The sequence below is a fragment of the Calothrix sp. NIES-2100 genome (assembly GCF_963875285.1).
GTDB lineage: Bacteria > Cyanobacteriota > Cyanobacteriia > Cyanobacteriales > Nostocaceae > Aulosira.
Genome location: NZ_CAWNLA010000001.1, coordinates 5,726,429 through 5,741,290 on the forward strand (window position 1 = coordinate 5,726,429; position 14,862 = coordinate 5,741,290).

Genomic DNA, 14,862 nt, shown 5'->3' on the forward strand with positions numbered 1-14,862 from the left:
GAGAAAATCCTAATATTTTTGTTGCTCCTCCCTCTCCTCTCTTCGAGACGCTGCGCGAACGCAGGAGAGGGAGGTTGGGTGGGTGAGGTTTGTCTAATTCACGTTAATTAAGGTTCTAATTCATACAGCACAAGACTTGTGGGTTGTAGTTGCAGTTCTTGGCCTACAGATAAATCATCAGGTGCTTGTGAACCAGGGCCAGCCCATGATGTATCGGCTGAGTCTAATCTTTTGTAAGCATGACGCTGAATTGGCAAAGTGAGTGACACTGGAGATTGATGAAAATTCAGCACAAATATCACTTCACTTGATTCATTCCAACGGCGTACCGTAACTAGCTGTTTATCTTCATCGCTAGTTGCTTGAATGCAGTCGCGGTCTTGTGTTAAAAGTGCGGGATGGGCTTTGCGCCAATCAATTAATTGGCGATACCAATCGAGTAATACTTTGTGCTTACCTTCGTTGCGTAATTCCCAGTTGAGTTTACATTGTAAGAAGGTTTCTGCTGATTCTGGATCTGGTGGATCTTCTGCATAATGAAAAGCGGCAAATTCTTCCTTGCGTCCGGCTCGTACTGCTTGAATTAGGTCGGGGTCGGAATGACTGACAAAGTACATAAAAGGTGCAGTTTCGCCGTATTCTTCACCCATGAATAACAAAGGTAAGTGAGGTGACAGCAACACAGCACCAGCTGCTAATTTTAATCCTTCAAAGGAAACACGATTCCAGAGGCGATCGCCTTTCATTTGATTGCCGATTTGATCGTGATTCTGGATGCAGACGGAAAATTGTGATGGCGGGCGATCGCGGCAAGTAATACCATGAAATCGTTTACGATGCGGTGCATACTTCCAATCGTAGACAAAGGTATCTTCATAAGCTTTGGCTAATTGGGCACATTCTCCAAAGTCTTGATAATATCCTTGGCGATCGCCTGTTAACAATGCGTGCAATGCATGGTGAAAGTCATCACTCCATTGGGCGTCCAATCCGTAGCCACCTAATTCTGGCGGACGAACGATTTGGGGATTATTCAAGTCACTTTCGGCGATTAAGTAGCGTTTGCGTCCCCCATCTTGGCAAAAGTGATGAACTGCTTCGGCTAATTCCCATAAAAAATGTTTTGCGCCTAAATCATAAATCGCCTGAATCGCATCCAGCCGTAATCCATCAATATGAAAATCTCCCAACCAATACAGCGCATTCTGGATGAAATAGTGGCGCACACCTTGGCTATGGGCATCGTCGAAATTCATCGCGTTGCCCCAAGGAGTTTTATAGGTTTTGGTAAAATAAGGTGCAAACTGACCCATGTAGTTACCTTCTGGGCCAAAGTGGTTATAAACCACATCCAGCACTACAGCAATACCATGTTGATGGCAAGCATTTACTAACTGCTTTAAATCGGCTGGAGTGCCATAGGAATTTTGCACAGCAAACGGGTAAACTCCATCATAGCCCCAGTTGCGGTATGCTAGAGCCGGTTCAATATGGGTATCTCCGGGAAACTGGGCGATGGGCATTAGTTCAATAGCATTAATCCCTACTTCTTTTAAATCTGCTAGGCGGGGAATAATCGCGGTGAATGTGCCTTCGGGTGTGAATGTGCCAACATGAAGTTCATAGAAAATCATCGATTCTATCGGCACACCAGTCCAGTCCCCATCTGTCCACTCAAAGTGATGATCGATAACTTGTGATGGCCCGTGAACTCCTTCGGGTTGATATTGGGATGCAGGATCAGCAAAGGCGTTTTCTCCATCCAAAACATAGCGATAAAGTGTGCCAGGATATACATCATTCACCTTCATTTGCCAATATCCCTCTGCCTGGGGTTTTAGGGGAATGATTTGTTCTTGTGGTGTTAAAATTTGCACGGCAACGCTATTTAATGTTGGCGACCAGACTGTAAATTCGCACTCTCCTTTACCCAAGTAGTTAGCACCAGTTTTCACGCAGTATCCTCCCGTTAGATAATCTTTGTGCCAAAGAGGTTGTTATCAAACATCACGTCAGATAGCATCATGTATGGTCTAGCCAACAATTTTCCAGCACCCATAGGCGGATTTTTTTGACCGCAAAAGCCTGTCTATTCACCTAAGGAAAGATACTGAAAACAGTCGCATTCTGTTTTCTCTCCTCTCTTCAACAAGATCCCCGACTTCTTAAAGAAGTCGGGGATCTGAAAGCTTACTAATTTCCCAAAATCAAATAGGATTGCTATACTATGCTCTTATTTTTGGCGAAGGTGTTGTTAATTGTGAAAAAATTGATTTTCCCAATAGCAGTGTGTAGTTTGTTACTCAGCTGCTCGAGGGTACAGCAAAGCAGTGGAAATACCTCCAGTAGCATACAACCCGTTATTGAAACTAACGCCAAAGTAGAAAAATTGGTTGGTGGTTTAAAATTTACAGAAGGGCCTGTTTGGCATCCCAGTGGCTTTTTACTCTTCAGTGATATTCCCGCAGATACGATCTATAAATTGACAACCGACGGTAAACTTTCAGTGTTTCGTCGTCCGGCTGGCAATCCCAATGGTAATACTTTTGATCAACAAGAACGGTTAATTACTGCTGAACATAACCGCCGCTTGGTACGCACCGAAAAAAATGGTCAAATCAAAGTCTTAGCTGAACGCTACCAAGGCAAACGTCTCAATAGCCCGAACGATGTTGTAGTTAAGTCAGATGGTAGCATTTACTTTACTGATCCACCCTACGGTATCACTAAGGAAAAAGAAGAACTTGGCTTTTATGGAATCTATCGCTGGAAACCAAATGGAACTCTGACTTTACTCAATCAAGAAATGCTACGTCCCAATGGAATTGCATTTTCAACTGATGAGAAAAAACTTTATGTGAGTGACTCTGAAAAAAGACATATCCGCATTTTTGATGTTAAATCAGATGGCACTTTAACTAACAGCAGAGTTTTTGCTGAGTTGAAGGAACCCCAGGACAAAGGTTTACCCGATGGTTTGAAGATAGATAGTAAAGGTAATATCTACTGTAGCGGGCCAGAAGGAATCTGGATTTTTTCACCAACAGGTCAACTACTGGATAAAATTATTGTGCCAGAAACTGTGACAAATTTGGCTTGGGGCAATCAAGACTACAAAACTCTTTACATCACGGCTGGTCAGGGTGTTTACCGCATTCGCTTAAAGGTTGGGGGTAAGCAACCAGCAAGTCCCTAATTCCCACTTTCTACTTTTTGACAAAGCAGGCGATCGCGTTCACTAAAATCAGTATTATACTGCAAATAGTTGTGTAACCACTGACAACCGCGTGTCAACAGTTGATTTAAATCTGCATTCTCAAAGGGCATAAGTTTGACAATACCACCTTCGCCGGCGATCGCAATGTCCTGTCCTTGAGGATTAAAAGCGACATTCCACACTTCACCTCGAGCATCAAAGATTTTAGCGATTTGCTGTCCATCAGTAGTCCACAATCGAACTGTACCATCTTGGCCAGCAGTCGCAATTTGCTGACCATCAAGGCTGAACCGTGCATCAAAAACTTGCTGCTCGTGCCCTCTGAGCAAAGCCAGCTGTTGTCCTGCAAGATTCCAAATCCGAGCCGTACCATCTTTCCCAGCGCTGACAATGAATTGACCATCCGGGCTAAAGTTGGCTTGAAAAACAATGTCCTGATGTCCTTTGAATTCTGCGATTTGCTTTCCCGAAAAATTCCACAGATGAAATGTTCCGCGATCGCCTGTTGTTAGAATTGTTTTGCCATCAGGGCTGAACTTAACACTCCAAATTTGACCGTCATTGCTTTGAAAACTTCCAGTTTGTTGCCCCGAAACCGTCCAAAGCCCAATTATGCCATCTTCCCCAGCGGTAACTATGCTGCTGCCGTTGGGACTCAAGCTAGCACGATAAATTGCTTGCCCATGACCTCCCAATTTTACAATTTGCTGTCCCCAAATGTCCCACAACTGGACAGTACCATCACCCGCTGTGAGAATTTTTGTCCCATCTGGGCTGAAGCTTAAGCTCCAAATTGCTCCTTGATGTCCCCTAAATTCGGCGAGTTGCTTTCTTTTGAGATTCCACAGGCGAATCACTCCATCAGATCCCGCCGTAGCTATCTTCGTTCCATCTGGGGAAAAATTGAGGCTCCAAATCCACTCATGACTTGCTTTAAATTCTCTAATCTTTCGCTGGGAGAGGTTCCACAACCTTGCTGTACCATCCCCTCCGGCCGTAATCAATTGCTGACCATCAGGACTGAAATTTACACTGTTGATCCACAGTGTCGCTTTAAACTGAGTCAATTGATGCCCTAAGAGATTCCACACACGAATAGTGCTATCTGTTCCAGAAGTAGCAATTTGCTTGCCATCTGGACTAAAACTCACCCCCAGAACTGCGCCTAAATGACCTTTGAATTCCGCCAGGGTTTTACCCTGCAAGTTCCACAACCGGGCTGTACCATCATCAGCAGCAGTCACAATAGTCTTGCCATCGGGGCTAAAACGGACTTCGCTGATGCCACCTTGATGTCCTTTAAATTCGGCGATTTGCTGTCCTTTCCGGTTCCATAGTCGCGCTGTGCGATCGCTAAGAGCTGTCACTAGTTGCTGCCCATCAGGACTAAACTGGACATATGCAACTTGTCCTTGATGAGCTTTAATTTCCACAATTTGTTGTCCTTTAAGGCTCCACAACCGAGCTGTACCATCAACACTAGCTGTAGCTATTTGTTGACCATCAGGACTAAAACTTACACTCCAGATTAACCCCTGGTGTCCGGTGAATTTAGCGAGTTGTTGTCCTTGAAGATTCCATAAGCGAGCAGTGCGATCGCTACCGCCAGTCACAATTGTTTTACCATCCGGGCTAAAGTTGGCATCCAGAACTTTTCCCTGATGTCCCCTAAATTCAGCCAGTAGTTGCCCTCTGACAGTCCATAGCTGTCCAGTGCCGCGATCGTCAACTGTGACAATTTTGCTACCATCGGGGCTAAACCGGGCGCTAGAAACGTTGCTCTGATCTGCGCGAATGCGATTCTGTTCTTGAATGTTTTCCAACAGTGTTCCTAAGGCAAATAGTGGGCTAGTGGTAGGATATTGGTTGATAGGAAGATGATCTTTCACCAATTTTTGCAACGCTTTACCACTATCTACAGCTGCTAAAAGCGCACCTAACTGATCTGAGTTAAACTGCTGCAAAGCATTTGCTCCTTCCCGTTCTAGCCGCGTTGCAATTTTGGCTGCTTGCAGTTCTTGCAAAGCTTGAATCGTCATCGCACCGACTAAAGCCGCTGCACATATTGTCACACCCAGCACTGCTGAACCAATCTGCACCATCCGCCTAGACTTTTGTCCTGCTTGAATCAACCTTTGATGAGCATCTTCAGCTTCACGACTTTTGGTGATGTAATTAATTTGCTGTTCGCTGGGTTTTGGTTCTTTGCTAGCTCCCTGCTGTAACCATTGTTCTGCTTCTTGCAAATAGCTACCGCGCAACAAAAAGCTATCATTGCGTGCTTTTTCTTCCCACTCTAGAGCATGGACAAGCAAGCGCGTGTGAGCATACACATAGTTAAGATCGGTGTTAATCGCCTTCAGCAACGACTCAAAAGCGGTATCGAAATTATCTTGCTCTCGACACAACACCCAGTTGTGCTTGGCGATCGCTTCATGCACCTGCTGCATCTCAAACCCCTCTCGCCACAAAATGGGTATCAACCGCTTATTAGTTTTGACGCTATAATCAACTTCCTGGCGGCATACCTTAGAGACAACTGAGTCGGGGCTAATTATAAATATAAAGGTATGTGCCCCTTCGATACCACGCTCAATCTCATCCCACCAATCTGCGGTGATGGGAATATTTTGCCAGTCTACCCATGCATCATGATTCGCTCCTGCCAATGCAGTATGGAGTTTCTCCACAAACGCCCGATCTTTACGCGAGTAGGAGATAAAAATATCAGCCATTATATCGTGTCAGGTTAAAGACTTATCATTAAGGCAGCAAGGGGACAGGGGGGACTGTTGACTTCTTAGGGACTTACAAAAAATAAATTACCCATATTCCGTAGTGCGAGCCGGAAAGCTCGCTTTTTAACATTTGCGAGCGTCTCGCTCGCACTACAAATTTTGGTGGTATTTAAAAAATTGGATGTCCCTTAACAACTGACAACTGACAAATTACACTTTGCAACTACCATCTACACAAAATGACGATTGATAGGTGCTGGAACGCTTGCCAAAGACGGTATAGCGATTATCGCGGATTTGTTCGTAAAAGCGATCGCCTACCCACTTCACCCCAGGTAATGCCCGATAAGCATCGACAAATATACTTCCTAGCGGCAATAACCGACCAATTTCTTCTGCTGCATCGCTACCTTGCCAACGTCGTTGGGGCGCATTCCCATCGATTAAAATCATTCCCTGTTCGCAATCAGAGGGAGTAATGCCAAATTGGGCGAGTGTTGGCTCATCTTGCATCGGACTGTAGCGAAACAGCTTTCCTTGGTCTAAACTCTCCAATAATTGCACTAAAGTAACGCAGAGATTGCAATTGCCATCGTAAATTACATAGTAATTCATTATTTTTACTTATATCCTTAGTCGTTGTTATGGTTTGAATTTATGCGATTATGTTACTGTATGTAAATTAAATTTACCTGGCGATCGCAAGATAATCCAGGGTATTTCCAAAAGTAAGTATAGCGTTATACCTTAAACTAAAGGCTTGCTAAGATGAGAACAATGCCGCCAGAGAAAATCTTAACTGTTGATTTTGCTCAAAAAGATGCTTGTTCAAAAATTTTACCGCGATCGCCGCTGCTTTCCAGTTACGATGCAAATTGGGATATTGTTCGCTTAGACCATCATCGACAACCTGGTTACGAAACTCCCGAACACTACTGTCAACAGCATATTATTACTATTAGCCTAGAGCAAAGTGTCAAAAAAGTAGAGCGGGTTTTCAATGGTAAACTTCAGGTTGAGCAAATCAGCTATGGAGATGTGGTACTACTGCCAGCAAACACCAATCACCTATCGCGTTGGAAATCAGAAGCAGAGTTTTTAGTAATCAGTTTAGAACCTGCTTTGTTTACTCGTACAGCTTTTGAGACAGGAGAGTTACAGGGCTTGGAGTTATTACCCCACTTTGCTGCGCCAGATCCCCTGATTCAACAGATTGGGCTAGCACTTCAGTCAGAGCTAAAATCAGATAGCAAAGGTAGTCGTATTTACATTGAATCTTTAACAGCTACGCTCTGCATTCACCTGCTCAAACATTATTCTGCATCTTCGCAAACAATTCCTCAATACTCACCAGCACGGGGGCTTTCACCGCTGAAGTTGCAGCAAGCAATCTCATATATTCAAGATCACCTAGAGCAAGATTTAACTTTAGCTGAAATTGCTGAAGTTGTGAGTATGAGTATGTATCATTTTGCCAGACTATTCAAACAATCAACAGGTTTTGCTCCTCATCAGTATGTGATCAATTGCAGAATTGAAAAAGCCAAAAAGCTATTAACTCGCAGTGAAAAAACCATAGAGGAAATCTGCCAACAAGTAGGTTTTCAAACTCAGAGCCACTTCACAAATGTCTTCCGCAAATTGATTGGTACAACGCCTAAAGCTTATAGAGAACAGGTAAAAATTTAGTTGGGCATTGGGCATGGGGAATTGGGCATTTGGGCGGGGTTTCCCCCATAGGTGTCAACTTAACGCGAAACCCAGTTACCGCAAGGAACTGAAGTTCCTTGCTAATAGCCAAAGTCATCTGTACACGAAGTGTTCCCGAAGGGTAGATGACTAAATATCCTCAAAATTTTGAGTCTACTTCAGTAGGGGCGGGTTCACAGATATGCTCCAATAATTCACGACTATCTCGCTTAACCCGCCCCTACTTGGACTATGAGCCTTGGAATTCATTCCCAGGCGGGTGACGCTTGTACAGAGGCTATTTTTCGCTTAAGTTGACACAGGTGGGTTTCCCTGCCCATCGGGGTTTCCCCACCCATCTCACTAGTATTTTTGAGAATTTAAAAGTTACTAGTCGGACTCAAGCTATTGTAACTGCTCTCAAGTTAGGCTTAAGAAAAGCGTAAAGTTCTTCAAACAAAGAGTTAATGGTCAATGGTCAATGGTCAATGGTCAATGGTCAATGGTCAATGGTCATTTGTCCCCCTTGTCCCCCGAAGGCTGAGCGAAGTCGAAGCCTGTCCCCTCTGCTCCCCTGCTCCCCTGCGTCTATCTTATGACTTCATCTGAATATTTCTATCGGGAATATCCCTGTTCTGATAATGCTGCTTTAAATTGCGATCGCCCTTTCCAAACTGCACAGGAAATCAAAGGTGCGCGGTTTTGTTTGGAATGTGGGTTTCCAGCGACTATACCCCAAGGATCTGAAATTAAAGGTAATTTGGGTACTTATCAGGTAAATGATTTTTTAGGAGCCAGGGGTAATGGTCGGTTATATGCAGGCATTCAACTCCAAGATCAACAGCCTGTAATCATTAAAGAATACCTCCTTCCCAGTCGTTGTTTTAATGAAAAAGAGATTTTAGAACGTAAAGAAAGTTTTAAGCGGGTGGGAGGGGTAAGTTTAGCGGATACTAAAACCCAAAATTTTCGTCTTGTCCATACTTGGGAAGCGATCGCTGATGAAAAAGGCGATCGCTGTTATCTCATTACTCAAGCAACCGAAGCATCCCAGACTTTACGACAATATCTCACTCAACATGGGGCAATGACAGCAGAACAAGTGCGAGAAATCCTGCATCAGGCTCTCCAAACCCTAGAATTTCTCCATAGCCAAAAGCTGCGGTTTCCCTCAAATCAAATACAGCAAGGATTAGCCCACGGCAACCTAAGTTTAGATAGTATCTTAATTCAAGTCGAAAATCAACAACAATATATATTTTTTGACGATTTAGCTATTTGGGAAAATGTCTTTATTCCTCCTAATATTGCCCAACCTGCACCTTGCAGGCGCGAGCAAGATTTAGAAGCATTAGGATTAGTTGCTTTTTATTTATGGCTAGGAAAAACAACAAATTATTCCCATCAACCTCTTGACCCTAGAGAAAACGAACATTGGCCGAACACCGATCATAATTTAAAGAGATTTATTGAGCGCTTACTGCGGCTAGAAAATCCTTTTCCCAGTGCGGAAGCGGCTCGGTTTGCCTTAATGCAACTTCCTCAAGAAAATCAAGTTAGTAATATAGCGTCATCGCCAGAATCACCAGCCAAACAAAAGTTTTTAGGAACTAAATTAATTTGGCTAGCAATTTTACCTCTGCTCTTACTACTAGGAGGTGGAATTTTATATTATTTTTTCCGTCCTCAGCCAGCAGAAAATAGCAAATATATAACTTGGTCTGGACTTGTAGACAAATTTTCTCAAGTCAACAACGTACCTTCAGGAAAATTTACCTACACAGGAGAACAGGATGGAACCTGGAGTTTAATTTTGCAGCAACAAGTGGGAAATAGCCGTTTAGAAGAGATATTCACCAAGCCCAAGCCACAAGTAAAAGCAGAATTCAACTACGAAGCAGTTTCTTCCGCAGATATCAACAATGTTCAGCAAACTCTAGAAGAAGTAAAAAGCGGGAAAAAAGACTTTGCAATTACTAGTTTAGTAAGTGACATTACAGATAAACTAGAGAAAAGACCATTTGCTGAAGATGGGTTACTTGTGTATGTAGCATTTAATAAAAAAGATGACAATCTAGCTTATGCTCTCGGAGGACAGATTACCCTTGAGCAATTACGGCAAATTTATACAGGTAAACTTACCAATTGGCAACAAATTAGTCCTAAACTGCCTAATTTAGATATTAAACCTTTTGCCCCAACCGAACCAGAAGCCATCGAAAAATTTCAAGAAATAGTTTTCCAGAATGACCCTCAAGACAAAGCTTTATTTGCCGCTAAGGTTGACAAATTGGATACCACAAAAACCCAAAACCAGATCCGCCGAGAAATCAAAGAAGGCAGAAATACTGGCATTATTGGTTTTGGGATTATTGCTAAAACTTGGAACCAGTGTACAGGCTATCCTCTGGCTATAGTTGATGGTAACCAGCCAGCTAGTCAACCCCTATTTCAACGGCGTGACCATCGTCAAATCAATACATTAGATGATTTGTGCCAGCACGACAACTATTTTTTTGATGTAAATGCTTTTCAAAGCTATCCTTTAAGATACCCTATATTTGTGGTGTACCCTAAAGACAAAAGTCGCCAGCCACCGGGGTCTACATTTGCTGAGATATTAACTACTCGTCAGGGCCAGTGTTTACTTAGTAAAGTAGGTCTTGTTGCTTTACAACCTATACCTGATGATCTAAATTCCTATGCCTGCAAATAGATGCCCTAATCCCAATTGTGAATATTTTAATCGGGCTTTGCCCAACAATGCTAAGGTTTGTCCTTGGTGTTCAACTCCCTTGGGTAATGTAATTACACCTACACCAACCAGACCGGCTTCGCCCCCACCGATTCCACCCCAACCAACTCCACAGCAACAAACGCCACCACCACCGATTCCACCCCAACCAACGCCACCACCACCAGTCAATCCACCCAACTATCAACCCCCTGTTGATTATTCCACAGAATATCAGCAACGAGTTCCCCCCTACGTTGCACCCGTACAGCCTGCTTATACCCCACCACCGCCAAGAATACCAGTTCTCAAACTGATTCACACTACAGGTAGAGAATTTACCTGGTGTGGAGAAGCCGGTTTTATTGGTCGTCGCAGTCAAAGTATGACGATTCCGCCAGAAATTGACTTAACTGGTCTTCCTAACGAAGGGATTATTTCGCGTCGTCATGCGCGCATCTTTTGGGACTGGTCGCAAAACGCTTATATGATCATTGATATGAGTACAAATGGTATTTATTTAAATAACACTCCTTTGAATCCTGGCGTGCAATATCGTTTGCTCAATGGTGATTTATTGCAGTTTGGTCAGGATAATCTCGTGCGATTTAACGCATATATTGTCTGAAGGATGAAGGATGAAATTAGGGAAATCAAAAAATAAATTATTCCGTTTAAAGGCGTTGACTGTTGACTGTTGGCTGTTGACTGTTAACTGTGAACCGTCAACAAATGACAAATACCAATATCCCTAAAGATTATCAACAATCAATGGGTGCAACAATTATTATTTTTCTGATTCTGGGGCTGATTGTTACTGCTATTCTCATCAGTCCCTTACTTACTAAACAGCGCAGAAATCAAATTAAACGTCGCGCTTTTCCGCCTTTTTGGCAAGAAATTATTGCAAATAACTTACCTATTTATCATCGGCTGACGACTGATGAACGTAGACGGCTACAAGGTCATATTCAAGTATTCTTAGTAGAAAAACAATTCATCGGCTGTCAAGGATTGCAGGTAACGGCAGAAATGAAATTAACAATTGCTGCTTTCGCCTGTTTACTATTATTAAATGAGCGAGAAGAATATTTTCCCAAATTGCGTTCTATTTTGATTTATCCCAGTACTTATGTGGTGAATGAAACAGTAGCAACTGGAGATTATTTTCTGGCAGAAAAGCGGGTAGCAAAGCTTGGTGAATCATGGAGTCGTGACCAACTAATATTATCTTGGGCACAGGTGCAAGAAGACACTCAACACTGGAATGATGGACATAATGTGGTTTTGCATGAATTTGCCCATCAATTAGACCAAGAAGATGGTAAAGCCGAAGGTGTGCCGATTTTACCACAGAAATCAGATTATGCAATTTGGGCGCAGGTGATGACAGCTGAATATCAGCGGCTTTGTCATGATGTGGAAAATGGTTTTCACGCAGTTATCGATAGTTATGGTGCAACTCATCCCGCAGAATTCTTTGCTGTAGCCACAGAAACTTTTTTTGAGAAACCACTGGAACTATTACAGCAGCATCCAGCACTATATGAGTTGCTGCAACGCTACTATCAAGTAAATCCTCGGCAATGGGTTGAGTAAAGTGAGTCAAAACAAAAAGCGATCGCCTCATCTTCCCGGCATCATCAACTCCTTTGAAATAGTTATACCAATTTGAAAAAAGAATGCGACAGATGGTAGGGGCATGGCAGTGCCCATTGGTGTCAACTTAAGTTAAAACGCTTATCCCACAAGTCTTTCACCCCACCCCTTAATCCCCTCCCCGTAAACTCTGCGGGGACGTTTTGGCTTTAGACAAAACTGGGGTGGGGTAACGCGGATCTTGATGTTAAGCGATTTAATTCAAAATCAAGCTTTGGCAAGGGTTTCATGTTAAGTTGACACGTATGGGCAGTGCCCATTGGTGTCAACTTAAGAAGATAAGGTTAAGCGTTTTGAACTCAAAATTGGTTTTGGGAAAAAGGTTAAAGGGTCAGGGTTAAAGGTTTTTTCTTTCCCCTTTCCCATTCCCCTTTTTTCCCTTAACCAAAAAGTATTGCTTCCACCGCTCTCAACTTTGTTAGAGAATGGTGGAAGCCTGAATTGTACGCTTGTTAAGCTGGGGTAACTGAGGAATATTTAATTCCTCAGATCACCCGAAATTTTGCTGATTGATTAGGCAAGGACTTTATCTTTGTGGACAAGACGATTCCAGTGGCGATGTTGAGCGATCGCATTAATAAATGACTTAGCAATCTCACTCGCATCAGCACTGCGAGTAGTTACAATGCCTTGATCGTCTTGCACATAGGAGTCTAACCGACTAACTCCTTGAAGATTAGCGGCTTTAAGTAACTCCACGCCTTCCCCACTGGCGGCGATCGCTTTGTAGTGCTTAAAGGCTTCATGGATGAAATCGACAGCTTCGCCATTCATCTGCAAAGCTTGAATACTTTTTGCACCACCGGGTACATAAACAGCATCAAACATCACAGAAGCGCCGGTCAAGAAGGTCTTATCAACCTCAATTTCTTTACCATCCGCACTCTTGATCGTACCCTTAAACTGGGAGACAACTTCTGCTACTACACCAGCGGCTTTCAAGGCTTGCTTGATTGACATAATCTGAGCTGCCTCTACTCCGTTTGCTGCCAAAATTGCTACTTTGCGACCTTTGGCAGTTTTCGTTGTATTCTTTTGGCTCAGAGCCTCGGAGCTTTGTCCGTGATTTTGTACCGTAATTGCGCTCGGTGCAGCAACTCCAATACCTTGGGCGATGCGTTTGGCTAATTCATGATCCACATGGTTGAAGCGATCAACCATGCGATCGCGCACTCCTTGATCCCCTACTTTACCCAACTCAAAATGAGCCGCCGCTACCAAGTGATCCTTCTCGATGGGCGAAAGGCTGTTCCAGAACAAGGTTGCTTGACTAAAATGTTCCTTAAAGCTGGGGCTACGTTCCCGGACTTTATGCCCTTCTACACGCTCTGGATAATGCACATACCCACCTTCCTCTGCCGAACTCACCGCAGGCAGATTCTCTCCCAGTGAATTGGGCGAGTAGTTCACACGGGTAGTTTTGACTTCCATTTGCATCCGCCCATCTTGTTGGTTGTTGTGGAACGGACAAACCGGACGGTTAATTGGCAGATGGACAAAGTTCGGGCTTCCTAAGCGATGCAGTTGGGTATCGTGGTAAGAGAATAACCGACCTTGCAACAGTGGATCGTCGCTGAAGTCAATTCCCGGTACGACGTTGGAAGGTTGAAACGCTACTTGCTCGGTTTCAGCGAAGAAATTATCCGGGTTGCGGTTCAACACCATTTTACCAATGGGACGGACGGGAACTAATTCTTCAGGAATCAGTTTGGTTGCATCCAAAATATCAAAATCGAATTTATGCTCGTCCTCTTCTTCAATGATTTGCACACCGAGTTCGTATTCTGGATAATCGCCCATGTCGATTGAGTCCCACAAATCCCGGCGATGAAAATCGGGGTCTTTACCTGCGAGTTTCTGTGCTTCATCAAATACGTTGGAATGTACGCCTAAAAGCGGCTTCCAATGGTATTTCACAAAGCGGGATTTACCTTCTGCATTCACCCAGCGGAAGGTATGCACGCCAAATCCTTGCATCATGCGCAAAGTTCTCGGAAGAGTGCGATCGCTCAACAGCCACATGATCATATGGGTGGATTCGGGTATCAGCGAGATGAAGTCCCAAAAACTTGGATGGGCGGTGGAAGCTTGGGGCATCTCATGATCCGGTTCAGGCTTGATCGCGTGAACAATGTCAGGGAACTTAATCGCATCCTGAATAAAGAACACGGGAATGTTGTTCCCAACTATATCATAGTTGCCGTCTTCAGTATAGAATTTAACTGAAAATCCCCGTACATCCCGCACTGTATCAGCTGAACCCCGCGATCCGCCCACCGTTGAGAAGCGAACAAACACAGGGGTTTTAATCGATGGATCTTTCAAGAATTTAGCTTTAGTAAATTCTGCCATCGATTGGTAGGGCTGAAAATAGCCGTGAGCGCCTGACCCCCGCGCATGAACCACTCGCTCCGGAATCCGTTCGCGATCGAAATGTGTCAGCTTTTCTTGAAAGTGGAAATCATCTCTGATCGAAGGCCCCCGTGTTCCTGCTTTGAGGGAATTGTCAGTATCGTTAACTTTTACACCTTGATTAGTGGTGAGTTTATCGCCTGCATCTTGACGATATGGTTCTAGAGCTTCATTTTTGGTGTTTTCGTTAACGTGATTTTGCTCAGTCATAATTATTGTTTTTCCGATAGTGACAAAACAGCGCTAAGGGACTGCTGGTCGTAATTAACTATGTGTTTGAATAACCCATCCTTTAGGTTAAAAATTGCCCTTGATATTTTCATCTAACTTGGGGGAGTTACATGGATGAAACGACTCTATCTCCTGAAGTAGTTTGCTTTGGGCTAAAAGCAAGATGCACAAGCATATCCAGG

General features: G+C 43.6%; 9 protein-coding genes. 5 read left to right on the forward strand and 4 right to left on the reverse strand.

Annotated elements, in window-relative coordinates; genetic code table 11:
* Positions 1–107: 107 nt before the first annotated feature.
* On the reverse strand, positions 108–1,955 hold the full coding sequence (gene treZ, locus AACU32_RS23310; protein ID WP_096603606.1) for a malto-oligosyltrehalose trehalohydrolase: 1,848 nt from the start codon (positions 1,953–1,955) through the stop codon (positions 108–110).
* Between the two features lie 272 nt (positions 1,956–2,227).
* Between treZ and AACU32_RS23315 the strand changes: the two genes are divergently transcribed.
* A complete protein-coding gene (locus AACU32_RS23315; RefSeq protein ID WP_096603608.1) occupies positions 2,228–3,196 on the forward strand; it encodes an SMP-30/gluconolactonase/LRE family protein in 969 nt (322 codons plus the stop codon).
* On the opposite strand, the gene AACU32_RS23320 is transcribed toward AACU32_RS23315, so the two are convergent.
* Complete coding sequence (locus tag AACU32_RS23320) at positions 3,193–5,952, reverse strand: toll/interleukin-1 receptor domain-containing protein (protein WP_096603609.1); 2,760 nt, start codon at positions 5,950–5,952, stop codon at positions 3,193–3,195. The two genes, AACU32_RS23315 and AACU32_RS23320, sit on opposite strands and share 4 nt — an antisense overlap.
* Before the next feature lie 213 nt (positions 5,953–6,165).
* Entirely contained in the window at positions 6,166–6,570 is a 405-nt protein-coding gene (locus AACU32_RS23325; protein ID WP_096603611.1) for a thiol-disulfide oxidoreductase DCC family protein, read from the reverse strand.
* Positions 6,571–6,723: 153 nt separating this feature from the next.
* On the opposite strand from AACU32_RS23325, the gene AACU32_RS23330 reads away from it, so the two are divergent.
* From AACU32_RS23330 to AACU32_RS23345, 4 genes are all read left to right on the forward strand, one after another.
* Positions 6,724–7,644, forward strand: a complete 921-nt coding sequence (locus tag AACU32_RS23330; protein WP_445223189.1) for a helix-turn-helix domain-containing protein — start codon at positions 6,724–6,726, stop codon at positions 7,642–7,644.
* Positions 7,645–8,239: 595 nt separating this feature from the next.
* The gene (locus tag AACU32_RS23335; RefSeq protein WP_096603613.1) at positions 8,240–10,360 is read left to right on the forward strand and encodes a substrate-binding domain-containing protein; all 2,121 of its coding nucleotides are present in this window, start codon (positions 8,240–8,242) and stop codon (positions 10,358–10,360) included.
* Complete coding sequence (locus AACU32_RS23340; RefSeq protein ID WP_096603614.1) at positions 10,347–11,006, forward strand: FHA domain-containing protein; 660 nt, start codon at positions 10,347–10,349, stop codon at positions 11,004–11,006. Before AACU32_RS23335 ends, AACU32_RS23340 begins: the two co-directional genes overlap by 14 nt.
* Positions 11,007–11,149: 143 nt before the next feature.
* Entirely contained in the window at positions 11,150–11,977 is an 828-nt protein-coding gene (locus tag AACU32_RS23345) for a zinc-dependent peptidase (RefSeq protein WP_096608136.1), read from the forward strand.
* Between the two features lie 573 nt (positions 11,978–12,550).
* Here the strand turns inward: AACU32_RS23345 and AACU32_RS23350 are convergent.
* Positions 12,551–14,659, reverse strand: a complete 2,109-nt coding sequence (locus tag AACU32_RS23350) for a catalase (RefSeq protein ID WP_096603615.1) — start codon at positions 14,657–14,659, stop codon at positions 12,551–12,553.
* Positions 14,660–14,862: the final 203 nt, after the last annotated feature.